Origin of the sequence: Actinopolyspora biskrensis, from assembly GCF_013408175.1 — a bacterium.
GTDB classification, from domain to species: domain Bacteria; phylum Actinomycetota; class Actinomycetes; order Mycobacteriales; family Pseudonocardiaceae; genus Actinopolyspora; species Actinopolyspora biskrensis.
Genome location: NZ_JACBYW010000001.1, coordinates 911,333 through 933,712, shown reverse-complemented (window position 1 = coordinate 933,712; position 22,380 = coordinate 911,333). Strand labels below are relative to the sequence as shown.

At 65.8% G+C, this 22,380-nt stretch carries 18 protein-coding genes and 2 pseudogenes; 7 read left to right on the top strand and 13 right to left on the bottom strand.

Annotation, left to right across the window (positions count from 1 at the left end):
- Window positions 1-41 precede the first annotated feature (41 nt).
- The 4 genes from FHR84_RS04015 to FHR84_RS04000 all read right to left on the bottom strand — a co-directional run bounded on the left by FHR84_RS04015 (window position 42) and on the right by FHR84_RS04000 (window position 3,867).
- Window positions 42-1,241 carry an MFS transporter gene (locus FHR84_RS04015; RefSeq protein WP_179534037.1) on the bottom strand — a complete coding sequence of 400 codons (1,200 nt, stop codon included), beginning with the start codon at window positions 1,239-1,241 and terminating at the stop codon, window positions 42-44.
- Complete coding sequence (locus FHR84_RS04010; RefSeq protein WP_179534036.1) at window positions 1,238-1,957, bottom strand: histidine phosphatase family protein; 720 nt, start codon at window positions 1,955-1,957, stop codon at window positions 1,238-1,240. Before FHR84_RS04010 ends, FHR84_RS04015 begins: the two co-directional genes overlap by 4 nt.
- 67 nt (window positions 1,958-2,024) lie before the next feature.
- Window positions 2,025-2,825, bottom strand: a complete 801-nt coding sequence (locus FHR84_RS04005) for an S-methyl-5'-thioadenosine phosphorylase (RefSeq protein WP_179534035.1) — start codon at window positions 2,823-2,825, stop codon at window positions 2,025-2,027.
- Between the two features lie 133 nt (window positions 2,826-2,958).
- Window positions 2,959-3,867, bottom strand: coding sequence for a TauD/TfdA family dioxygenase (locus FHR84_RS04000; protein WP_179534034.1), 909 nt, complete (start codon window positions 3,865-3,867; stop codon window positions 2,959-2,961).
- Window positions 3,868-4,538: 671 nt separating this feature from the next.
- On the opposite strand from FHR84_RS04000, the gene FHR84_RS03995 reads away from it, so the two are divergent.
- Together FHR84_RS03995 and FHR84_RS03990 are read left to right on the top strand one after the other, a co-directional pair.
- The gene (locus FHR84_RS03995; RefSeq protein ID WP_343075142.1) at window positions 4,539-6,227 is read left to right on the top strand and encodes a phospho-sugar mutase; all 1,689 of its coding nucleotides are present in this window, start codon (window positions 4,539-4,541) and stop codon (window positions 6,225-6,227) included.
- Window positions 6,228-6,367: 140 nt separating this feature from the next.
- The gene (locus tag FHR84_RS03990; protein WP_179534033.1) at window positions 6,368-7,312 is read left to right on the top strand and encodes an HD domain-containing protein; all 945 of its coding nucleotides are present in this window, start codon (window positions 6,368-6,370) and stop codon (window positions 7,310-7,312) included.
- A gap of 3 nt (window positions 7,313-7,315) precedes the next feature.
- Here the strand turns inward: FHR84_RS03990 and FHR84_RS03985 are convergent.
- Window positions 7,316-8,316, bottom strand: a pseudogene (locus tag FHR84_RS03985) (IS630 family transposase).
- A 90-nt stretch (window positions 8,317-8,406) separates the two neighbouring features.
- On the opposite strand from FHR84_RS03985, the pseudogene FHR84_RS03980 reads away from it, so the two are divergent.
- A pseudogene (locus tag FHR84_RS03980) lies at window positions 8,407-8,742 on the top strand (hypothetical protein); the annotation flags it as partial.
- A 353-nt stretch (window positions 8,743-9,095) separates the two neighbouring features.
- The gene (locus tag FHR84_RS03975) at window positions 9,096-9,770 is read left to right on the top strand and encodes a hypothetical protein (protein ID WP_179534032.1); all 675 of its coding nucleotides are present in this window, start codon (window positions 9,096-9,098) and stop codon (window positions 9,768-9,770) included.
- Between the two features lie 748 nt (window positions 9,771-10,518).
- Here the strand turns inward: FHR84_RS03975 and FHR84_RS03970 are convergent.
- The 5 genes from FHR84_RS03970 to FHR84_RS03950 form a co-directional block, all read right to left on the bottom strand.
- Entirely contained in the window at window positions 10,519-11,214 is a 696-nt protein-coding gene (locus FHR84_RS03970; RefSeq protein ID WP_179534031.1) for a hypothetical protein, read from the bottom strand.
- Window positions 11,215-11,456: 242 nt separating this feature from the next.
- On the bottom strand, window positions 11,457-13,304 hold the full coding sequence (locus FHR84_RS03965) for an acyl-CoA dehydrogenase family protein (protein ID WP_179534030.1): 1,848 nt from the start codon (window positions 13,302-13,304) through the stop codon (window positions 11,457-11,459).
- Entirely contained in the window at window positions 13,301-14,056 is a 756-nt protein-coding gene (locus tag FHR84_RS03960) for an AfsA-related hotdog domain-containing protein (RefSeq protein WP_179534029.1), read from the bottom strand. The genes FHR84_RS03965 and FHR84_RS03960 overlap by 4 nt, the downstream gene beginning before the upstream one ends.
- Window positions 14,057-14,088: 32 nt before the next feature.
- Window positions 14,089-14,892: an SDR family NAD(P)-dependent oxidoreductase gene (locus FHR84_RS03955; RefSeq protein WP_343075141.1), complete on the bottom strand. Its 804-nt coding sequence runs from the start codon at window positions 14,890-14,892 to the stop codon at window positions 14,089-14,091.
- Between the two features lie 5 nt (window positions 14,893-14,897).
- Window positions 14,898-15,938: a 3-oxoacyl-ACP synthase III family protein gene (locus FHR84_RS03950; protein ID WP_179534028.1), complete on the bottom strand. Its 1,041-nt coding sequence runs from the start codon at window positions 15,936-15,938 to the stop codon at window positions 14,898-14,900.
- Window positions 15,939-17,012: 1,074 nt separating this feature from the next.
- Between FHR84_RS03950 and FHR84_RS03945 the strand changes: the two genes are divergently transcribed.
- The 3 genes from FHR84_RS03945 to rhaI are packed head-to-tail and all read left to right on the top strand — an operon-like array spanning window position 17,013 to window position 19,890.
- On the top strand, window positions 17,013-18,320 hold the full coding sequence (locus FHR84_RS03945) for an MFS transporter (RefSeq protein ID WP_179534027.1): 1,308 nt from the start codon (window positions 17,013-17,015) through the stop codon (window positions 18,318-18,320).
- On the top strand, window positions 18,317-18,721 hold the full coding sequence (locus FHR84_RS03940; protein ID WP_179534026.1) for an L-rhamnose mutarotase: 405 nt from the start codon (window positions 18,317-18,319) through the stop codon (window positions 18,719-18,721). Before FHR84_RS03945 ends, FHR84_RS03940 begins: the two co-directional genes overlap by 4 nt.
- Window positions 18,718-19,890 carry an L-rhamnose isomerase gene (gene rhaI / locus FHR84_RS03935; protein ID WP_179534025.1) on the top strand — a complete coding sequence of 391 codons (1,173 nt, stop codon included), beginning with the start codon at window positions 18,718-18,720 and terminating at the stop codon, window positions 19,888-19,890. Before FHR84_RS03940 ends, rhaI begins: the two co-directional genes overlap by 4 nt.
- 285 nt (window positions 19,891-20,175) lie before the next feature.
- On the opposite strand, the gene FHR84_RS03930 is transcribed toward rhaI, so the two are convergent.
- The 3 genes from FHR84_RS03930 to rox are packed head-to-tail and all read right to left on the bottom strand — an operon-like array spanning window position 20,176 to window position 22,310.
- Window positions 20,176-20,613, bottom strand: coding sequence for a hypothetical protein (locus FHR84_RS03930; RefSeq protein ID WP_179534024.1), 438 nt, complete (start codon window positions 20,611-20,613; stop codon window positions 20,176-20,178).
- A gap of 35 nt (window positions 20,614-20,648) precedes the next feature.
- Window positions 20,649-20,867 (bottom strand): hypothetical protein, encoded by a 219-nt coding sequence (locus tag FHR84_RS03925; protein WP_179534023.1) that lies wholly within the window; start codon window positions 20,865-20,867, stop codon window positions 20,649-20,651.
- On the bottom strand, window positions 20,868-22,310 hold the full coding sequence (gene rox, locus FHR84_RS03920; RefSeq protein WP_179534022.1) for a rifampin monooxygenase: 1,443 nt from the start codon (window positions 22,308-22,310) through the stop codon (window positions 20,868-20,870). It lies immediately after the preceding gene.
- Window positions 22,311-22,380 lie beyond the last annotated feature (70 nt).

Genomic DNA, 22,380 nt, shown 5'->3' with positions numbered 1-22,380 from the left:
TCACTCGTGCTGTTTACTTGCTTTCGATTGAACACCACCTCCTAACGGGTAATCAAATACGGCTTTTGCGTCCGTGAGAGTGCGATACCCACCGTCCCCAGCAGGGCGAGCAAAAACGCAAATCCTCCGAAACCCATAGGCAGTCCGGTTGCATTGATGAGGGAGCCCACGCCGAGCGCCGCCAGGGCGGTGCCGACGTAGCAGGAGATGAAGAATATCGAGATCGCCTTGTTCCGGGAGTTTTCGTCGAACTCCAACGCGACGACCTCGGTGGCGCCTTGAAGCCCGATCCCCTGACCCACCCCGCAGGCGATCGCAGACAGGATTATCAATAGCAAGATTCCGACGTAGGCCCCAATAGCCAGGCCGAAGCATCCCAGCGCGACCCACAGGAGTCCGATCCGGACCATTCCGAGATCGTTGCTCCTCCACTTCACGGCGCCGATGATTGCCGATAGGATAAAGCAGATGCTTACGACGAATCCTTCGAGAGCACCGTTGTTGGTGTGCACTGCATCACGCAGTACTAGCGCCCCGAGTGCGCTAAGCAGTGCACCCGAGGAGAATGCACAAAATCCAACTATGAAGCTTGCGGGCATTGACCGACCGCGTCTGATCGTGGCGAGGATCCCGCGCACGGAGACTGAATCAGTAGGTGTGTTCACGTGACTGGGCAGGCGCAAGAAGGGAGCGACGATCAACGTTGCAACGATCTGGATAACCCACACCAGCTCGCCGGGCCAGGGAGCAAACTGCAGGAGCAGACCACTCCACAGCGGTGACACCGCAAGCCCGATCGCGTTAGCGGAGGTTGTGATTCGTCCGACTGCTTTTCCGAGTTGTGCCAAGTCGAGTTTCGCCAGCGCCGCGGGAACTGCTCCAGTGAAGATCCCTAACACAATTCCCTGCAGAATATGCGCCACGAAAAGTCCAAGCGCGCCGGTCGCCAAGATGAATAAAAAGTCACCGATGATCGACAAAAGGCACGCCCAAATGAGTCCGTATCGACTCCGTACTGCAGTGGGCATCAGTACAAGCCCGATGATGGTGCCCGCGATGTAGCTAGCAAACAGCATGCTCACTATACCGGGCCCAATCCCCATCGTATCCTGGTACAGCGGATAGAGCGGTGCGGGCAGGCCGGCCGGCATGTGGAGCAGAATAAGACCGGCTGCTAAAAGGAGCGCGTCCCGCAGGGATGATGACTTGCTATTGTCCAGCGATTGTTCGGTGGTTTTCACGCACTTACTTCCTTTGAATCGCTGTCGGTGCTGGATCGGCGCATCCTATCCTGGCTCTTCGTGACTCCCTGGTACTGGTCCGGAGCCGTCTGCCATTCAGCAGGTAAGTGGGAGACATCGCCCAGTTGCTTGAGAGCTACGCTACTGCCTTGCAGTTCGAGGGTGGATACGGAACTGCAGGAAACGTTAGCGATATCCCGGTAACGTGATGGTGAGATTCCAAGGAAGAATGCTGCGATCAAACGTATGGGCGCTTTGTGTGAGACGATCGCGACCGATTTGGCCTGCTGTGCAGCGTCGCGAGCCGCAGCGACTGCCCGTGCCATCACCTGCAGGCCGGTTTCGCCTCCCGGCGGACTGAACAGCGCAGGATTGGCCTCCCACGCCCGGTGGGGCCCCTTGTCCGGCAGTTCGCTGGGCAGCTGATTCTCCCAGAGCCCGAAGGAGACTTCGGACAAACGGTTGTCGACGGTCACTCCCATACTATGGTGTTTTGCGATCGTCTCCGCCGTGTCGATGGCGCGCTTCTTCGGGCTGCTGAGCATCAGCTCGACGTCGTCGAGCGCCGGGTTCCCCCTTACGTACTCGGCCATTAGTCGGCCCTCGGGGGTCAGCTCGGCCTCATGATCGCCGCAGAAGCGATTGATCACGACGCACGGTGTCTGGCCGTGCCGGATCAGGATCAGTTTGCTGGCCAGTTCCGAGTGTTCGCTCACGTTATCCGCCCGGGTATGTGTGGTCGTCGGTCGTAGGGGGTGCTTGGTCGGTCATGCGAAACGCTGCTTATCCGCGTGCGTTTGCCAGAGCGCTTCGGCACTGGCAGTCCTCATCGGGCAATGCTTTGACTAGACGCTGGATGGCACCATAAATGAGTTCGGAGTCGGAGCTGAACGCCTTTATCACAGCGGCGTGTGATACCGCTTCCTCGGCATCTCCGACCACTTCCTTGGCGGCCACGTCGTAATCGGTGATGTAGGAGAGGTTCGCGTAGCACATCTCCAGTTCCCTGGCGAGAATCACCTCGGGGTACTGGGTCATGTTGACGAGGTGCCAACCCTGCTGGCTGAACCACCGGCTCTCCGCGGTCGTCGAGAACCTGGGACCTTGGATCACGACGACGGTGCCTGTGCGGTGGATGCGGATATCGGCGTCCTGAAGCGCCTCTTCGGCAAGGTTTCGCATCCGCTCACAGTACGGTTCCGCCGCACTGACGTGGGCGATATCGGACCCGGTGAAGTAACTGGCGTCTCGGCCGTGGGTGCGGTCGACAAACTGGTCGACCAGAACGAACTCTCCTTTGCGGTATTCTGACTGAAGGCTCCCGACGGAGTTGAAAGCGATGACCTGCCGCACGCCGGCTTCCCGGAGTGCCCACAGGTTGGCCTTGAAGGGAACCTCTGATGGCAGGAAGTCGTGGTTCCGGCCGTGCCGAGGGAGGAAGGCCACGCGCTGACCGGCGACCTCGCCGATACGGATAGGAGCGCTTGGGCTGCCGTAAGGGGTATCAATGTGGTGGTCCTCGCCCTCGTCCAGGAACCGGTAGAACCCGGTACCTCCGATGATGGCGATAGGTGTGGTCGACATGGGCACCTTTTCGTCGCGAGAGTGAATTCGTGCTTGCGGGAGTGCCCGGCATACCGAGGTTGCCGGGCACCGTGTCCCGCGTTTCCGGCGGGACCGATGACGTGAGGTTCGGCTACTCTTGATTCGGATCACGTCACAACGTCAACCACTCGGACCGGTCGTCGCGCGTGTTGCTTAGGGCGTCGTTGAAACAGCGCGTACGGTATAGGAGCCGACTGCGGTCGTCGAAATCGGTCCTAGAGTGCAGGGCTTTGCGGTTCATCCACACCAGCGCCTCGCCGGCGTCGAGGTTGTACTCGAGGGGAGTCGCGGTCTGGGTCGCTGAGATTAGCGCTTTTAGCGCGGCCTCCTGCTTCTCGCTCAGCGGCCGCTCGGTGACCTCGATCGCGTCCTGCAGGGAGCCGAGGCGAAACCGTACGCCGTCCTGGCCGAAGAAGATCGGGGCCCGAACCACCTTCGGGGGCTGCCGCAGCTTGCCCCCGAACATGAAGTCTGGCTGTCGGAGGGTTTCGACCAGTTCAGGGCCGTTGGGCTGCGCCGCGATGTTCTCGACGAGGTCTCCGGTGAGCCAAACCAAGTTGCTCCCCCCCTCGGCTGCAGGGCGTGCGCACCAGAGCCCGACGACATCTTCAGGGACCAACTTCGAGCTTTCGTCGGCGTGAGCCTCGCACGCGCCCAGTTGAAAGGTGACATCCTTGCTGCCGGGGTCTGATGGACGCACTTCGTCGACGAACGTGCCGCTCCGCTCGTCGACGACATTACTGTCCGAAACATATCCGAGCAGCGCCGCCAGTTCGGCCAGGTAGGGCTTCCGGTCCTCTCCCCCGACATCGAGGTAACCGGTACCGCGCAGCACGCAGATCGGCATGTCCGACGAGAGCTGCGCAACGACACGCTCCTTCAGTTCGGAGAAGAGCGGCAGACCCTCCAGGGTGCTGCCAGGGCTGACGTTCTGCCGTCGCGTGGACGCGGCAATCGAGGCCGCACGCCGTGCTTTGTCGCTCGTGATCCCGGCATCGATCGTAGGAATGGTTCTTTTCATCGCTGGATGCACCTCCTCGTATAGTGGCCTACACGCGCGGGTTCCTGCAGCATGATTTGACGCGAAGGTTCTCTCACGAATCGGACAACAGCTGTGTTGAACACGTATCTACATTGGCGACCAGAGTGCAGCTGCCGCTAACGTCGGATGCAGGGATATAGAATTCTTGCGCGCACGGCCAATGCGATTGCTGGCGCGATCAGAAGATCCGTTCATCCCCGGAGATGCTACCCGGCGTTTTACCCCAGTCCCAGCTGTTCACCCCCACTGCTCATTTGCCAGCGCTGATGCACATTTTAAGTTACCGACCCCCGAGAAGATCGTCAATGCTGCTGACACAGGACACAGCGCTCAGGTTGCCGCTCGCCATCGGGTGGTTGCGAATAGTTCCTGCACAGGGCTTTCTTTGGTACATTCGGCTGTGATTGAGGAAATAGTCAAATCGTTGACCAAAACAAGACAAGAAGGTTGTCTTTTGGTTGTGATTCATGATAATCGAGCTCGAGCGGTGTTCTCGGGAGAAACAATGAAGTGTTGCGGATGCGTCGAGGTCGTGGAACACTCGCGGTTATCGGGCGACGTGGTCGCATGTGCGTGGATTATGTCGTGATCTGGGCACTTCCGAGATATATTGTTACGACGTCGGAAGCTGATCTAAATACGGAGCAACAGTGACGACAACGTCGGATAAAGTGGAGATTGACCCTGAGCTTCGAGACGCGGCGAAACGGTGGATCGACTCGGATATCGATCCCGCTTCGCAGGCGGAACTCCGTGAGGTCCTTCGTGCTGCTCAAGCGGGGAACGTAGCGTCTATCGCGGACCTGCGGGACCGTATGAACGGATCGTTGCGGTTCGGTACGGGTGGAATGCGTGGGCCGAGAAGGGCAGGTCCGAACGGGATCAACCGTTCGGTGCTGACCCGTACGGCGGCCGGACTGGCCCGATGGCTGTTGGACCGGGGGGACCGGGGCAAGAGGGTGATGATCGGCCGGGACGCCCGGCACAGTGCGGAAGAGCACTGCGAAGATGTCGCCGGAGTCCTCGCAGGCGCCGGTTTCGAGGTTCTCGTTCTCCCGCGCCCACTGCCGACTCCCGTACTCGCGTTCAGTGTGCAGGAATGGAATGCTGCCGCGGGAGTACAGATCACCGCGTCGCACAATCACGCGGACGACAGCGGCTGCAAAGTTTACCTCGCCGGCGGCAGTCAGGTGATTCCCCCAGCAGACAGCGAGATCGAAGAGTCGATCGCTTCGGCCCCTGCACCGTCGTCGATTCCCAGACAACCATGGTGGAGCGTGCTGGACGACGAGCCGGTACGACGCTACATCACACGGGTAGCCCGACCGGCGAGCCGCATGCCGCGCGACCTTCGCATCGCGGCGACCCCGTTGCACGGTGTCGGTAAGAGCACCCTGGTCGAGGCGTTGAACGCCAGCGGTTTCAGCGATGTCCACGTCGTGGCTGAGCAGTCCGATCCCGATCCGGACTTCTCGACGGTCGAGTATCCCAACCCGGAAGAACCAGGCACGGCCGACGCTCTTCTAGGGTTGGCTCACGAGCGCGGTGTAGATCTCGCCATCGCGCTCGACCCTGATGCGGACCGATGTGCTATCGGAGCTCGCCAACACGATGGCGCGTGGCGGATGCTAGATGGAAACGAGATCGGTGTGCTGCTCGGAACACACATCATCGCCGAGCTCGACAGGACCGAGATTCCCCGTCCGGTCGTCGCAACGACGATGGTATCGTCGAGCATGCTGCAAGCGGTCGCTGAGCAGCATTGCGTGCGGTTCGAAGAAACGCAGGTCGGGTTTAAGTGGCTGGCACGTGCTGGCAGTGCGACAAATCATGAGCTTGTCTTCGCTTACGAGGAGGCCCTCGGTCAGGCGGTGCTGCCGGGGGTCGTCCGAGACAAGGACGGGATCTCAGCGGCGGTTCTCGCGGCAGACCTAGCCCAATCACTTAAGAGTGAGGGACGAACTCTGTTCGACCTTTTGGACGAGCTGCAAATTCAGCATGGTGTGCATCAGACCGATCAGGTCTCGGTACGCGTCGGGGACGTCAGCCGGATTGCCACCATGATGGAGAAGGTCCGGGCGGATCCTCCGGCGAAGATCGCCGACCACGTCGTCGACCCGGTAGACTACCTCCCTCAGGTAGACCTCTTGGCGCTGGAAGGCCGAGGCATCAGGGTTCTGCTCCGTCCGTCGGGTACCGAATCGAAGCTGAAGACTTATCTGGAGGTCGTGGAACCAGTGCTTGAGGACGTTGGACTCGCGGAAGCGCGCGCACAGGCCAGGAGTCGGCTCACAACCGTGCGCGAGCATGTGCGTACTCTCTTGAGCGATTACCCATGATTCGGTTTGTGCGTAGCCGGTAACAATCGCACTGATGCTCGAGTCAACCGTCTACTCCGTATGTCCGCGAGAGGAGTTGAGTGTCACATACGTCGGCCGTCGGTGGAATCCTGGGTCGCGGGGGAACATACCGCGATCCGATGTGGAAAGTCGAGGTCGGGTTGACCCGGCTGGAGCAAAGGCTGCTGCGCACCTGGGAGGTACGTCGTTTGCAATTCGTGGCCCACGCTGGAGCCGCCGCGTTGGCCACCCACCAGACGTACTCGCGACTGGAGCACTCCCTTGGGCTGTTCGCGTTGACGGCTCACTTCGCGCCCAAGGACGTGGTCGCGAGGGTTACTGCGCTCCTCCACGACGTAGGGCATCTGCCGTTTAGTCATACCTTCGAGGGCGTGGCGGGGCTGAACCATCACGCACTCGGGGAGGAACGCATCCGCGGGCTAGCACCGCTGCTCTGCGAGCATGATATGGACGCGGACGAAGTGCTTGCCGCAGCGAGCGGTGAACGCCCTTCGGTGCTTCATTCGTCTCCGGGAGCGCTCAAGCTAGACCATGTGGAGTCTTTCGTTCGAAGTGGACAGGCGCATGGTCGCCTGGTCGAGAGGCCGAGCACCACCCTGGAACGGCTGCGTATCGTGGACGGCGTTGTGAACACGGACCCCGCCACGGCCACGTACCTGGCCGAGCTCGCGGCTGGCGAGGCGGGATATCTGTGCTCGTGGGAGGGATGCGTGACCAACGGCGTCGTCCGTGGCTTGGTGACCCGCTTGCTACGTGACCGGGGAGGGAGCTCCCAGGCTCTTATACAGCAGATTCCGCACATGACCGACAGCGAACTGTGGAACGTCTTGGCCAACGACCTCGCCACAGCCGAACACGCACAGCGGTTACTCCGCGATCCGCTGGCCTGGGAACTGATTACCGGCCACCGGGAAGACCTCAATGGTTACCCGTACGAGGTCCGCCGACTATACTTGGACATGCCATGTGTGGACGGCACGCCGATTGACCCACCGCGCAGCGCACGGCAGTTGCTGAAACTCCTGCCGTGGCGATGCACGATCGTTCCTGCCGACCGAGAGTAAAACCTAGTGTGTTGAGTTGTTAATGCGTTGGCAGTTTGCGGCGAGGGTGCCGAGGATGTCTGTCGGCGGTCTTGGTCCACACGAAGGGTTTGGAGTCGGTGTTGCATTGCTGGATCCATGCTGCGACGTCGGCTTCGAGTTCGGTGACGCTACGGTGGGCAGACCGGCGGAGTTTGCGCGTGGTGAGTTCACCAAACCAGCGTTCGACGAGGTTGAGCCAGGAGACGCTGGTCGGCGTGAAAGGCACGTGGAAACGCGGGTGCTGCAGGAGCCACTTTGTGATGGCCGGCGTTGTGTGGGTGGCGTAGCTATCGCAGACCAGGTCCAGGTCCAGCTCGACAGGAGTATTTGTGTCGATCGTTGTCAGGAACTTCAAGAATTCCTGGTGCCGATGCCGTCGCTGGTGGGCGGTAATGACTCCGCCGCCGGCTACATCCAGGGCGGCGAACAGGCTGGTCGTACCGTGGCGGACGTAGTCATGGGCCTGCCGGGGCGATCCAGGGCCTGCATCTAGCTCTTCTCGTCCACGCACAGCACCAGCACATTCTCGGACGGATCCATATAGAGCCCGACGACGTCGCCGACCTTGTCGATGAATTGCGGGTCGGTGCTCAATTTCCACGTATCCACCACGTGTGGTTTGAGTCCGAAGGCCCGCCACATGCACGAGATCGCGGTTTGCGACATACCCATCACCTCGGCCATCGACCGAGTCGACCAGTACGTGTCGTCGCGCGGTGACGCCTCCACCAGCGTCTTGATGATCAGCTGCTCGACATGCTCATCGGTGATCGCACGAGGAGCACCCGGCCACGGTTCATCGGACAGGCCCCCAGACCATCTTCGAGGAAACGGCGTCGCCACTTGGTCACCGTCGGCCGCGAGGCCCATAGCTGCCACGACACATCCATATTGGACACACCATCGACGCACGCCAACACAATCCGCGCCCGCAGTGCCATCGCCTGTGCCATGGAACCCCGACACGCCCAGCCTCCCACCATCCGACGCTCGGCATCGACGAGAGACACCCCGCAGACACGCCCCTCAACGTCCCATCACACAAACAAACACCGAACTAACGACTCAGCACACTAGCACCAGCAACCCGCAACTCGGACAGCAGCATCCGCGGCGAGCACCCAGGCAAAAGAGGCAACAAACAACTCACACGCGCCTTCTTCCTCGCCGCCTTCGCCTCCCTGAACCACCCACCCTCACGCGCCTACTACCGCAAGAAAACCGACCGGGGAAAACGCCACAACCAAGCCCTGTTCCGCCTCGCACGACGCCGCTGCGACATCCTCCACACCATGCTCAAAACCGGCACCCTCTACCACCACCCACCATCCTTGCCGCACCCCATAGCGGTACCCCTTACGCTGTCGGAACCCCAGGAGAGATCACGGATCACCCCCTCGGAGCCATGAGCGCTCGCGGCGGCAACCGTGAGTCCCAGGAAGAGTTTCGCGCCGTGCACCTGTCCTTCCGTGTTCCCAAGTGTTCCCGACAGGGCTTTCGGAAACGCCGGCGTCAGCCGGGGCAGACGAGAAAAGCGGGCAAAGCCGTGTTGATCGCTACTATTCGGCACGACGACCAGCCGGGAACCACTGTCATTCGTGATCGGCCAACTTTCGCCCCCTCTCACACTCGTCGGTCGGTCTCAGCTCCGTCACCTCTGGCGGCCCACCACCGAAGGCCGTGCTCGACCACCTGTTGACTCGGTTCCCGTCTCTCGACAGAATCACGTGCTCTTCACCCGTTCGGAGCAACCAGGAGAAGCATGCGCACTCGAGTACCGGCCGCCCAGGTGATCGCCGCTCTGGCCAGCATCGGAGCCGCTACGGTACACGCCGCTGTTGCCGTCGATCACTGGATCGTGTGGTGGGGGTACGGTCTGCAGTTCGTCCTCGCAGCGATCGCGCAACTCGGCTGGGGGATCACCGCTGCGCTGCGCGACAATCGCGCCCTTGTGGGGAGCGGTGTGGCACTGCAAGCCGTCCTCGTGGCCGCGTGGGCGGTCACGCGTACGTTCGGCCAACCGATCGGCCCGGCAGCCGGTGCGGCGGAGCCGGTGGGTCTCCCCGGCACCCTCACTGTACTGCTCGAGATCGTCGCCGTCGTGGGCCTTCTCGGCACGTTGGCGGGAACGCGCGGGGCTCCGGGATCCCGTGGCCGCTACCTCGGCGGCGTGGGTGCCGGAGGCTTCGCCGTGATCGCGGCGACCTCGGTCGCGGTGCTGACCACGTTGAGCGGCGGCCACCACGGATCGGGGGGTCACCACGAGACAGGTGGTCACCACAGCACGGAAACCGGGCACCACCAGGATTCCGAGAACGAAACGTCAGGGCACGGGACGGATGGTACCGCACCGCCCGCCACTTCCACCGACTCGCCGTCGACAGCCCCGGCACCTCCGGCGGAGCACGAGGACGGCCACTCCCATCAGCACGGTTGACGGTACGTCCCGGAGGACCGAACACAGCGGCTACGGAGCACGGCAATGGCACCACGAGCAGCTCGACCCGTCGTCCAGCTCGACCACGGTTCCGTGGTGCCCCCGCGACCACAGCTCCAGCACGACGACCAACCCGATCAGCGGGAACTACGCTGCCGTACCGGACGTGGAGCGAAGTCCGTGGTTCACGCACGAACCGACTCCGGGCTCTGTCGAACTCGCGACGCCAGGGGCGAAACCGGGCACAGCCGACGTGCCCCGCAGGACGTAACACCCGAGCGCGTCGCGACGACAGTATCCTTTCTCATCGATATCACCGCGCGAATCACCGCTCCCTCGCCACCAGGCCGGAACGCCTCCGAACAGCGGTCCGCACGCATCGGGGAGGACGTTCCGGCAACCACGTGGAACGACCGTCACGGCGGTCGCGTCGGACCGCGCACGCGAAGGTGTGCGCACCGCAACCCCGCAGCCCCTCCGGATCGACCGGTCCGGTTCACGGAAGCACCGACCCGCTCAGTTCGGGAAGAACGAGTCCTCCCACAAGTCCCAGCACGAGCGTTCACCGCCGAAACCCGCGAACGCGTCGGTGAGCTGCCCGACGTCGAGGGCTTCATCAACGTCGAAGGACTCGGTGCGCGAAGAGCTGTCGATGGTCGCGCCGTGGTGATCGGGCGCGCCGAGCTGTTGAAGCAGTGGTGCATCCGACTGCCGGAGTCGCTGGACGAGACGAACCTCGTGGACGGGATCACGCCGGTACGTAGCGGAACGACACCTCGCCGATGGCGGTGTCGTTCATTCGTATCGTCGTCAGCACCACCCTCGTGTGCGGCGTCGCATGGACCAACTCGGCCCGCAGCTGAACGGGTGCGTCCGCCGGAGGCAGCGTACGCATGTCGTGCAGCCGGCAGTCGGCCAACGCCCACCGCGCGGCCGGTGCGATCGACTCACAGGTGTCCAGGGCCGACCGGATCAGCATCGCCACCGGGGCGGCCGGATAACCCGGAAAATGTCCGGCGCAGCGCTCAGGAGGAGCCGTGACCCAGGCGGATGCCGAAGAAGCGTCAGCACTGGTCGCGTTGAGCTCGAGAGCGTCGACGTACGGATTGTTCTCCGGACCGGCGACGTTGGGACGGTACAGGCCCGGGAAGAATCGATCCATGTCTGATTCGGCGACGATCGAATACCACGTCCAAGCACGCATCACGACCGATTCGTCCGCAGCGTACATCGTCATGCTCGCCGACCCCTCGCGGTTGTCTCCCCGCGGAGCGCCGTCAGCACAGGCAGTCAGCGGAGTGGACGCCCGCTCGCGCTCCGGAGGAGAAATCTCCCAGGAGGCATAACCACCCCGTGCGAGGTAGTAACGTTTCTCTTGATCCCCCATCAGCGAGGCCACCGAGTATATCCCCAGAATCGCCCCGTGGCGCAGCGCCTCGTGCATGGTGATCGGAGCTCCGCCGGTCGGCACCTGCACGGGTATGCTCGACCGGACACTGCCAGGACATGCGACAACCACATCGGACAGCGCCCGGTAGGGCGGCTGCACTCCGATCCGCTGGTGCAGATTCACAGCAAGAACACCTCACCTTTCGACGTTCGGTACTGATCATTCGCACGTTCACCCCCGGAACCGACGAGCGAACCTCCCCGCGACATCGGAACTCCACCGAACCGGCGAGCGGATCAGGGTTCTCCCGAATTCCCCGCGGAGGAGGGCTCACGCATCCGGTCCCCGACGTCTCGCTCGCCGATCCCCGCCAGACCGGTCATGGCGGCCACGTGGTCGTCCGCGGCCAGTGGTGCTCCGGTGCCTTCGGTGGTGAGCCCGAGGATGTCCACCAGCTCGGCTCCGTGCTCGGCGAGCACGTCGCACTGCTCGGTGAACACCGCGTCCACCCGCTGGTGCTGCTCACGCGACAACCAGCCGGCGCGGTGCAGCTCGTCCCCGTGCCACCGTGCGTGGTCGAGTCCGTTCAGCAGGCACAACCGGTGCAGGGTGTCTCGTCGCTGCCCCGGAGGGAACGAGTCGGCCCAGGTCAGGAACTGCTCCAGCACGATCCGGTGGGCGTGAGCGCCCACCAGTTCGTCGGCCAGCTGAGCGTGCCGGTCCCAGCGATCCGCCTCGGGCAGGCAGCGGTCGGCCCCCAGGCGGGCGCACAGCCGGGTGCGCAGCAGGTTCTCCCGCGCGCGGGCGAGCACCACCAGCGTGTCCACCTGGTCCATCCGCCCGGTCCCGGAGGGCACGGGCACCGCGCGGGGATCATCGGCCAGGGAACGAGCCAGATCCATCGTGGTCAGGGTGTTGTCCCCGCCCGCGGAGTGGTAGATCGCCGCCAGTCCCTCGTAGGCGCGGATGCGGTTCGCGTTCAGCACACCGTGCGCCCCGAGCAGCTTTCGACAGTCACCGGTCACCCGCTCCGCGGCCCAGGTGGCGATCACCTTGGACAGGGCGAGCTCGGAATGCACCGAGGCCCACGGAGACCAGTCGGTTCCGGCGGCGCGCTGCGGATCACCACCGTCGAGGGTGATGCGCAGCGCACGGTTGACCTGCGCTGTGGCGGCCATGGCAGCGGCCAGCGCGGGAAAGAGGGTACGCCGCACCCGCGCGTGCCCGGCCAGTGTCGCTCCCGGTGCGAGTGCGCCGGAGGTGGTGCGATGGTGCACGTAACGAGTGGTCAACGCACCAGTGGCCCGTGCCACGGCGGCCAGCCCCACCGCACCGGCGGTGGAGGCGTTTCGGGACACCTGAAGCGAGCGCACCAGGCGCTGTCGCGGGGAAGCCGCCGGGTCGTGGACAACACCCTCGTGGTCGATGCGCGCCCCGTCGGAGAGCCACCGCTCGTACGGCACGACCGCGCCGTCGAACCGCACCAGCGTGTAGTCCAGGTCCACCGCGTCGGAACGAACCGCGCGTCCGACGCGCACTCCCTCACCCGTGCGGTGCTCGTCACGCAGCCGCACCAGGAAGGGGAACACCCCGTGGCACTCGCCGCCCACGTGCAGCTGGGCGTAGACCACGCCCACCTTGGGAGTTCCCTCCAGCCCGGCGTGGGCCATGAACTTGCACGCCGTCTCGTCGGGAGTGGACAACTCGAAACGTCCGGTTCCCGGGTGGTAGTCGGCGCGGGTGCGCAGCGCCACGTGGCTGGTGCCGTGCCCGACCTCGGTGATCAGGATGGTGCCGACGGTTCTGGCGGCATCCAGTTCGCCACGGAGCTCGGACAGGTCCGAGTCGGGCTGGGCCATCCCGTCGATCCCGGACACGCACACTCCGTAGTGCACCGTGCCGGTCAGGAACAACGCGGGATTGACCACGGCGGCCCACTCCAACGCGGCGAACAGGAACCGCGGGTCCCGTCGGGAGTTCCGCGGCAGGTCCAGGCCGTGGGTGATGTGGCGCAGCTGCTGATACGTGCGCCGGTGCCGCCCGGACGGTGCCTGGTCGTCGCGCGGTGCGAACAGCCCACCACCGAACACGCCCCGCATGTCGGAGTCGAACTCACTTCTCCCGTCCCGCACGTCACCGCTCATGCCGCTTCCCCCGGTACCGGTGCCGTGCGCAGCACGGTTTTGGATGCTTGTCCGGCTTCGACGGTGAACACCGCGTCCGGGTCGAAGGCGTTCAACGCGATCTCGCACGCGGTGGTCACCCGCTCGGCCTGCTCGATGTCGACCTGTGCCGTCAGCGGCACTCGCTCGTCGGTGGCCTCGCCATCCCGGGTGAGCCGGGCACGCAGCACGACGGGCAGCGGAAACACGAAGCGGTGGAACTCGGTCCGCAGCCGGTGCATCACCGCGTAGCGCGGTGTGCCGTCGGCGGTCGGGGGCACCGTCTCCCCCACGGCCCAGGTGATCAGCTGGGTGACCGCCTCGATCAGCAGCATGCCCGGGATGTGCTGCTGATCGGCGGTGTGATCCCGCAGCATCTCGGTGTCGTTGGGAACCAGCAGCGCTCCCGTGACCTCATTTCCCGAGACGTGCGGATCCCCGACGAGGACGTTGTCCTGCTGCTGTTTCAGCACGGTGTGCCGCCCGACCGGTTCGGGCGGGGCACCCTGCGGCAGCACCACCTGCTCCAGCCCCGCTCGTGAGACGGTTCGGGCGAGTTCGCGCCACATCGCACGGTCCACTCCGAGCGCCGGGTGCAGCACCATTCCCCGGGCATCCGACTCGGTGGTGCGGGATCGCACCCACCGCGACACCTCGGCCGTGGTCATCACGTTCTCGTTGCCGGTGAACCGCGCGAAGCAATCGCCGACGACCCACACGTGCGTCTCGCCCATCGGTCCTACCTCCCGTCGGTCGTGTTGCGTGGTCAGCCGATAGCGGGGTGAGCCACGAGTCCCCCGTCGATCACCAGTGTTTGGCCCGTCATGAACGACGCGGCCGGGGACGCCAGGAACACCGCGGGGCCCACCACCTCGCTCGGATCGGCCCACCGGCGCTGTGGAACCTCCGCCAACACCGACTCGGAGGTGGTTTCGTCCTCGTGTATCGACGAAGTCATGTCGGTACGCACCCAGCCGGGGCACAGCGCGTTCACCCGGATACCGGCCCTTCCCCACGCGGTGCCCAAGGAGCGCACCAGCGACATCTGGGCGGCCTTGGCCGCTCCGTACGACTCCGCTCCGCCCATACCGACGAATCCGGCCACCGAGGACATGATCGTCACGCTCGGGTCCGGCGAGACGGAGAGGAACGGGTGCGCACCCCGCAGCAGCCGCACCGCGCCCATCAGGTTCACGTCCAGGACTCCGGCCCACTCCTCGTCGGAAGCCCCCAGCACGGGGCGCAGCTGCACCACCCCGTGCTCGTCGACCACCGGCCCACCCGCGTTGTGCAGCAGCACGTCCAGCCCGCCCAGGGCGGCGACGGCGTCCTCCACCGCGGTGGTGCACCCTTCGGCGGTGGACAGGTCCCCCGGTATCGCCACCGCCTCTCCTCCCTCCTCCTCGATGTCGGCGGCCAGCCGCCGCAGCGCGTTCCGCGAACGGGCGGTGAGCGCGACACGTGCTCCCGCCGCGGCGAAACCTCGCGCGAGTTGCGCGCCGATCCCCCGGGAAGCCCCGGTGATCAGCACTCGCCGCCCGGTGAGGTCGAACAAGGCTTGCCCGTACACTTCGATCACTCTCCGCGAATCTCATCGAGCGGGCTGCACGGCTGCTTGAACGGCGGGGACCAGCGCAGCAGGCAGGAGCCCCAGGTGACCCCTGCCCCGAAGGTCGGGAGCAGCACGTGGTCCCCATCTCCGACCCGTCCCTCCGCGACGGCGTGGGTCAGGGCCACCGGTATGGAGGCGGCGCCGACGTTGCCCACCCGGTCCCCCGTGATCACCGTTTTCTCCGCCGGGATGCCCGCCTGCTCGGCCAGGCGGCTCAGCAACAGCGGATTGGGCTGGTGCGGCACGATCACGTCCAGGTCGGTCCTGTCGATTCCCGCCGCGCGGCACGACTCCTCCAGCACGCGGGGGAATGCGGTGGTGATGAAGTCGCGCACCGCGCTTCCGTTCATGTGGATCGTGTGCGCACCGTTCGTCAACGACTCGTCGCTGGCCGGAAGACGACTGCCCCCTCCCGGGATGAGCACCTGGTCGGCCTGGCTCCCGTCCGAGCCGGTCGCCACGTGCAGCACTCCCCGTTCGGGCGGCACCTCCCCCACCACGGCCGCTCCCGCTCCGTCGGCGAACAGCACCGCCGTGCCCCGGTCCGTGGGATCGAGGAACTTCGAGTACAGCTCCACCCCGATCACCAGCGCGTACCGCCCGCCACCGCGTTGGGCCAGCCAGTCGTGTGCGGTCTGCATGCCGAACACGAATCCCGAACAAGCGGCGTTCACATCGAACGCGACCGCGTCGGTGGCGTTGATCAGGTGCTGCACGCGGCACGCGGTGGCCGGGCCCAGCTCGTCCAGGGTGGATGTCCCCAGAACCACCATCGCCACCTGCTGCGGCGTGACACCGGCCGACGACAGGGCCCGCAGCGCCGCTTGCGCCGCCAGGTCCGAAGCCGCCTGGCCCTGTCGGGCCGTTCGCCTCTCGAGCACCCCGGTTCGCTGCTCGATCCAGTCGGAAGTCACTCCGGCACCCGCGGCCACTTCGCTGTTGCTGCGCACCGTTTCCGGCAGATAAGCGCCCAGTCCGACGATCCCGGTACTGACCGGTGTCATCACACCTCCTCGGGTTCATACGAGCCGTGCCAACGTCGCGTCGTGCTCACCGCGCACGGCGGAGTGCCCGCCTCCCGCACCGGCGGTGCCGCACTCGCCTGCCGGGCCGCTCCGCCCGTGAAAGCAGCGCAGCGAAACACCCGGAAACCGTCAGCTGGTGCCGCTGGTCGAACGACGCCTTCGCGTTGTGGCCCGTCTCCGTCACGCGGGGTTCTCCCGGTTCGTGCGGTGGGGAGAGCTCTTCGAGAACCCGTCCGTCTGTCTCGTCCCGGACCGGAGCGGCTCTTTCTCGCATCAGCGACGGCCTCCCGATCACTTGTGACTGCTCAGGGTTCGGTTTAGCCGTCTGATCTGACACAGCGCTGACACAGCCCTGACACCCCGCTGACGGTCGTCGCCCCGGACGGCTCCGGGCTACGCAGGCCGAAGTGCATGACAGCGGGGCCGCGCTCCGCCACGAATCCGTCGAGACCCGCACCACGGGAGAACACGACCGCGAGGTCCGGTGCGACTTTCCGCCCACCGGGCGGGAGCACTCGATCAACCCCCACTGAAATAAAACGTTTTATGCTTTGGCTCGCAGCACCCCCGGAGAGTCCTCCCGGTCGACTCGGCACGCGCGCGAGCTCGCAACTCGGCGCGAGCCAAGTGAGCCCGCACGGACGCGCCCCCACACCGGTCGGCAATCGCTACCCGACGGGACGAAGGAGCGGTACAGCCTGCACCACAGCGGGAAGCTCGAAAGCCGCACCCGAAAACCGACTGGACACAAGGAACTCTCCTCCGTAGCGGAAAACCGCGGCAGTGCCGCACCCCTCGGCACGCCCCGGCTGGGCCCCGCCACGGAAGCCACCCTCCGGGTCCGCGCCGCGGGCGCTCCCGACCGTGACCGAGAACCTCCCCGAGCGCGCTTCGCCAACGCACGGCCGCGAGCCGACCCGCCCGCACGAATCTCGCGCACGGTCTTGTTCACAACCGCGAAGGCCGCTATGGTGCGTTTCACTTTGAAACGATTTACCTCTACGGCTCCGGGAACGGAGCACGAGACACCAGGGTCGACGGATGGGAGGGCCAATGGGGGTCCGTTCCAGTAGCAAGCGCACGACGGGGTGGCGCGCGACGATCGCCGTGGCCATGTCGAACTACATCGAGGCCGGGTCGATCATCGCTATCGCCACCAGCCTCGGCCTGTGGCAGGAACGGTTCGACCTGGACAACCTGGCGGTCGGACTCCTCGCCTCACTGAGCGCCAACGCGTTCGGCGCCGCGGCGGGAGCGGCCGTCGGCGGTCCGCTGTGCGACCGGTTCGGCAGGAAGTTCATCTACACCTACGACCTGCTGCTGTACATGCTCGGCGTGCTGTTGGCCGTTTTCGCCACGTCCTACGGGATGCTGCTGACCGCCTTCGTGCTGACCGGCATCGCCGTCGGCGCCGGGGTGACCGCCTCGTGGACCTACATCGCCGAGGAGGCACCGGCGCACCAGCGAGCAGCGCACGTGGGCACCGCCCAGCTGGCCTGGTCGATCGGGCCGATGATCGGTTACTTCCTGGCCGTCGTCGTGGCCCCGCTCGGCCTGCTCGGCAGCCGACTGATCTTCGCGCACCTGTTCGTCGTCGCCGCCATCACCTGGTGGGTGCGGCGCGGCCTGCCGGAATCCGGGCTCTGGCGCGACCGGAACAACGCCCCGGACGAGCGCCCCTCCTTCCTGGGCAGCCTGGGCGGGCTTTTCACCAGGAAAGCCAACCTCACCGCGCTGCTGTTCCTGTTCGGCGTCTACGCCCTGTGGAACACCGTGGCCGGGCAGTCCGGGATCTTCCAGCCGCGCGTGTACGACGCGGCGGGCTTCACGTCCGTGACCGAGCAGTACCTGCTGCAGGTGCTCATGTGGGGCTGCACCAGCGCGGCGACCTACTTCGGGTTCATGCGGCTCGCCGACAGGATGAGCCGCCGGTGGCTGTACTGCTCCGGCGCCCTGCTCGGCATCCTCGCCTGGAGCGCGCTGATCTACGCCCCGCCGGGAGTGGTCACCCTGCTGTTCTTCGCGATCGGCTGGGGCGTGTCCATGGGCGTCGGTGCGCAGGCGTTCTACGGCCTGTGGACCAGCGAGCTGTTCGCGACGCGCTACCGCGCCAGCGCGCAGGGCGTGCTGTTCCTGGCCGCCCGCGTGCTCGTCGGCGTGCTCAGCGTCTGGTTCCCGATGCTGCTGGAACGGATCGGGCTGAAAGGACTCGGCCTGCTCATCCTCGGGCTGCTGGCCGCCTCCCTGCTCATCGGAACACTGTGGACACCCCGCACTCGGGGCAAGGACCTGAAGCAGATCGAGCGGGAGCGCTACGGAAGCACCACCCCGACCGCCGAGGACCCGGTGATGACCCCATGACCCGCGTGTGCTTCCAGCTGCGGATCGATCCGGACCGCCTCGACGAGTACCGGCACCGCCACGCGGCCGTGTGGCCCGAGATGCTGCGCGAACTCGAGGCCTCGGGGCGGCGCAACTACTCGCTGTTCCTGCGCCCGGACGGGCTGCTGATCGGCTACTACGAGACGGACTCCGCGACCGCTTCGGACGCCCACCTCGCGCAATCGCGGGTGGCCGCGATCTGGGAGGAGTACATGGCCGACCTCTTCGTCGGCCGGAGCGGACGCGCCGACCAGGCCGCGATCACCCTCGAAGAGGTCTTCCACCTCGAGGACCAGCTCGCCGAGCTCGATCAGCACCATCCGCACGCCGGCACCACACCGCCGCTCGACGACTCCGATCCGAACGAAGGAGAACGATGACCGTGCCGCCTCGCTTCGACGAGATCACCGACACGCTCGCCCGCCAGTCCATCGAGCTGCCCAGCTGGGCGCTCGGCAACTCCGGCACCCGCTTCAAGGTGTTCGGCACCCCCGGCACCCCGCGCACCACGCACGAGAAGATCGCCGACGCCGCCAAGGTGCACGAGATGACCGGGCTCGCGCCGACCGTGGCGCTGCACATCCCGTGGGACGACGTCGGGGACTTCGCCGAGCTCAAGGCCCACGCCGAAGGTCTCGGAGTCGAGCTGGGCACGATCAACGCCAACACGTTCCAGGACGAGGACTACAAGTTCGGCAGCCTCACCCACTCCGCCCCCGCGATCCGGCGCAAGGCCATCGACCACCACTTCCGGTGCATCGACATCATGCACGCCACCGGATCGACCGACCTCAAGATCTGGCTGGCCGACGGGACGAACTACCCCGGCCAGGACTCCCTGCGGGCGCGCCAGGACCGGCTCGCCGAATCACTGGCCGAGATCTACGAACGGCTCGACGCGCACCAGCGGCTCGTGCTGGAGTACAAGTTCTTCGAACCTGCCTTCTACCACACCGACGTCCCCGACTGGGGGACCTCGTACGCGCAGGTCAGCGCACTCGGCGACCGGGCGCTGACCTGTCTGGACACCGGCCACCACGCGCCGGGCACCAACATCGAGTTCATCGTCATGCAGCTGATGCGGCTGGGCAAGCTCGGCTCGTTCGACTTCAACTCGCGCTTCTACGCCGACGACGACCTGATCGTCGGCGCGGCCGACCCGTTCCAGCTGTTCCGCATCCTGCACGAGGTCATCGCGAACGGTGGGCTCGACGCGGACTCCCCGGTGCGCTTCATGCTCGACCAGTGCCACAACATCGAGGAGAAGATCCCCGGCCAGATCCGCTCGGTGCTCAACGTGCAGGAGATGACCGCACGCGCGCTGCTGATCGACCGGGCGGCCCTCGAGAAGGCGCAGGCCGAGCACGACGTGCTCGGGGCGAACGAGGTGCTGATGGACGCCTTCCAGACCGACGTCCGACCGGCCCTGGCGCAGTGGCGCGCCTCGCGCGGGCTGCCCGCCGAACCGATGCGCGCCTACGCCGAGTCCGGCCACCAGCAGTACCTGGCCGAGCAGCGCGTCGGCGGTGCGCAGGCCGGCTGGGGCTGACGGGCGCCACCGGCCGAGCAGGCCCAGCGGGGCACCGAACACGCAGCCCCCTCGCGGCGAGCGGACGGGACACCGCTCCCGTCCGCCGAGCCGGGGGACCTGTCGCGGAGGCGGGCAGGTGGCGCGGTGTTCGCGTCCGACAACCCCTCCCCGACCAGTGACAGCACCCCGCGCTTCCGCTCGGCCAGCGGCTCGATCCGCTCCGCACAACTCGTCCGAGATAACCCACGGCGCAACCAGCACCAAGAAGCTTCCGTCTCGGGATCACCAATGCGCCAGGCCCTTCTAGAGCTCTCCCCGGGAATCCACCACCAAATTTCCCTCATCGTCTTCGCCCAATACCGTTTCGGCGTTCACTCCTCCCGTGGAAACGAACTCGTGTATCTCCAGGCTCGGCATTTCCAGGTTGTGCGCCTTCCCATAAGGACGAGTCAGCGAGTAGAGGACGGCCAGAGGCTGTTGCGCCCGAGACAAGAAGGGGGCGAGGATTTCCGGGGTCTTGTGAAAATAAAGCACCACCTCTGCCGTATCACGCCCTACCCTCCGAATGTCGCACAGAAAAAATCTCACTGTCAGGTCATCGTCGTCTTCGTTGGCAACCCCGGGCCCCAGGGAGGCTTCCTCGAACACTCCCCTCAGAAGCGAGAAAGATTCATCAGCGGGTGATGTCCGTGCTGTACTTCCTGGATTTGCACACTCCGAACAGAAATACCCGTCTTCCACAGCGCCCCTCCTCGAAGCATGAGTTCAGTGCTCGATCACGTCCTTGTCGGCCAGCTGCCCGCCCCGGAAGCAGACAGCACGCTGGTGCTCCCGCGCAGCTGATCAGTGACCGCGGTGATGCTCGACCGCAGCTCACCGGCCTTCACGGCGTGCTGCTGCTCGATCCCCTGCGCCACCTCCAGTGCCCCCGCGTGCAACATGGCGAGCGGCAGGTGAGCACCACGCAGGTGGTCAGCCTGATGCCGGCCGCGCACTCAGCGGACCACGCGCTCAGCCGATGGCGTTCCGAACCACTCGGCCAGCCGGGCGGACAGCTCCCGCTGATCCGCACCGGCCCACGCCACGTGTCCGTCCGGTCGCAGCAACGCCGCGGGCACGTCCAGCTCCTCGCTGACGTCGACGACGTGGTCGACCCGATCCGCCCATCCGGCAACCGAGAGCCCACCGGTCTGGTCGAGCAGCAGACCACGCCCACCGCGCATCGACTCGTAGAGGCGTCCCCGCTTCAACCCCACGTCCCGCATCCGCCGACCGAGCAGTTCGTGCCCCTCGCCGAAGTCGTAGCGAACCCCCAACGCCGTGACCTTCTCGATCAGGTGGCGGTTCACCTCCTCGAAGTCCATCAGCTCCGACACCAACCGGCGCACCGCCCGGGGCCCCGGTTCGGCGGACAGCAGCTCGGTCTGGACGCGGGTGTTGTCCAGCACGTCGGCAGCCACCGGGTGCCGTTCGGCGTGGTAGCTGTCCAGCAGCCCCGCCGGTGCCCAACCGTCGACCTCGGCGGCCAGCTTCCAACCGAGGTTGAACGCGTCCTGGATGCCGAGGTTGAGCCCCTGCCCACCGGTCGGCGGGTGGACGTGCGCCGCGTCGCCCGCCAGCAGCACCCGGCCGCTCCGGTAGCGCTCGGCCAGCCGGGTGGCGTCTCCGAAACGGGACAGCCAGCGTGGTGAGTGCGCGCCGAAGTCGGTACCGGCGACCTCCCGCACCCGCTGCTTGAGCTCGGCGAGGGTCGGTGGGACCGAGCGGTCCTGGACCGGTTCCCCGGCGGGCACGATGAGGCGGTACACCCCGTCTCCGAGGGGCATGGTGCCGAACCGGACACAGCTCTCGCGGACCTCGGCGACCACGGAGGCCAGCGTCTCCGGTGACGCGGTCACCTCCACCTCGCCCAGCAGCGTCTCGGTCCTGGTGGGCTCACCGGGAAAACCGACGCCGAGCAGCTCGCGCACCGCGCTGCGCCCGCCGTCGCAGCCGACGAGGTAGCGCGAGCGCAACCGCGCGCCGTCGGCCAGTTCGACGGTCACCCCCTGTTCGTCCTGACTCAGCCCGACCAGCTCGCAGCCGCGCCGGATCTCGGTGCCGAGTTCGGTGGCGTGCTCGGCCAGCAGGCGCTCGGTGGTGCTCTGCGGGACGGCGAGGACGTACGAGTGCGCGGTGTCCAACCGGTCCGGCCACGGCTTGTCGATACCGGCGAAGAAGCCGCCGGCCACGACCTGCCTGCCGCGTTCGAGGAACCGCTCCAGCAGGCCGCGCTGGTCCATCACCTCGACGCTGCGCGCGTGCAGGCCGAGCGCGCGGGCCTGCTCGGTCGGCTCCGCCTCCTTCTCCAGCACGAGCGCGCGCACGCCGTGCAGCCGCAACTCGGCGGCCAGCATCAAGCCGGTCGGACCGCCGCCGGCGATGATCACATCGATCACTGCAACCCCCCGTTTCCGTGCGTTCGGCCGACAAGCCTGCGGCACACCCCGGGTCTTGCCACAAGTCCCC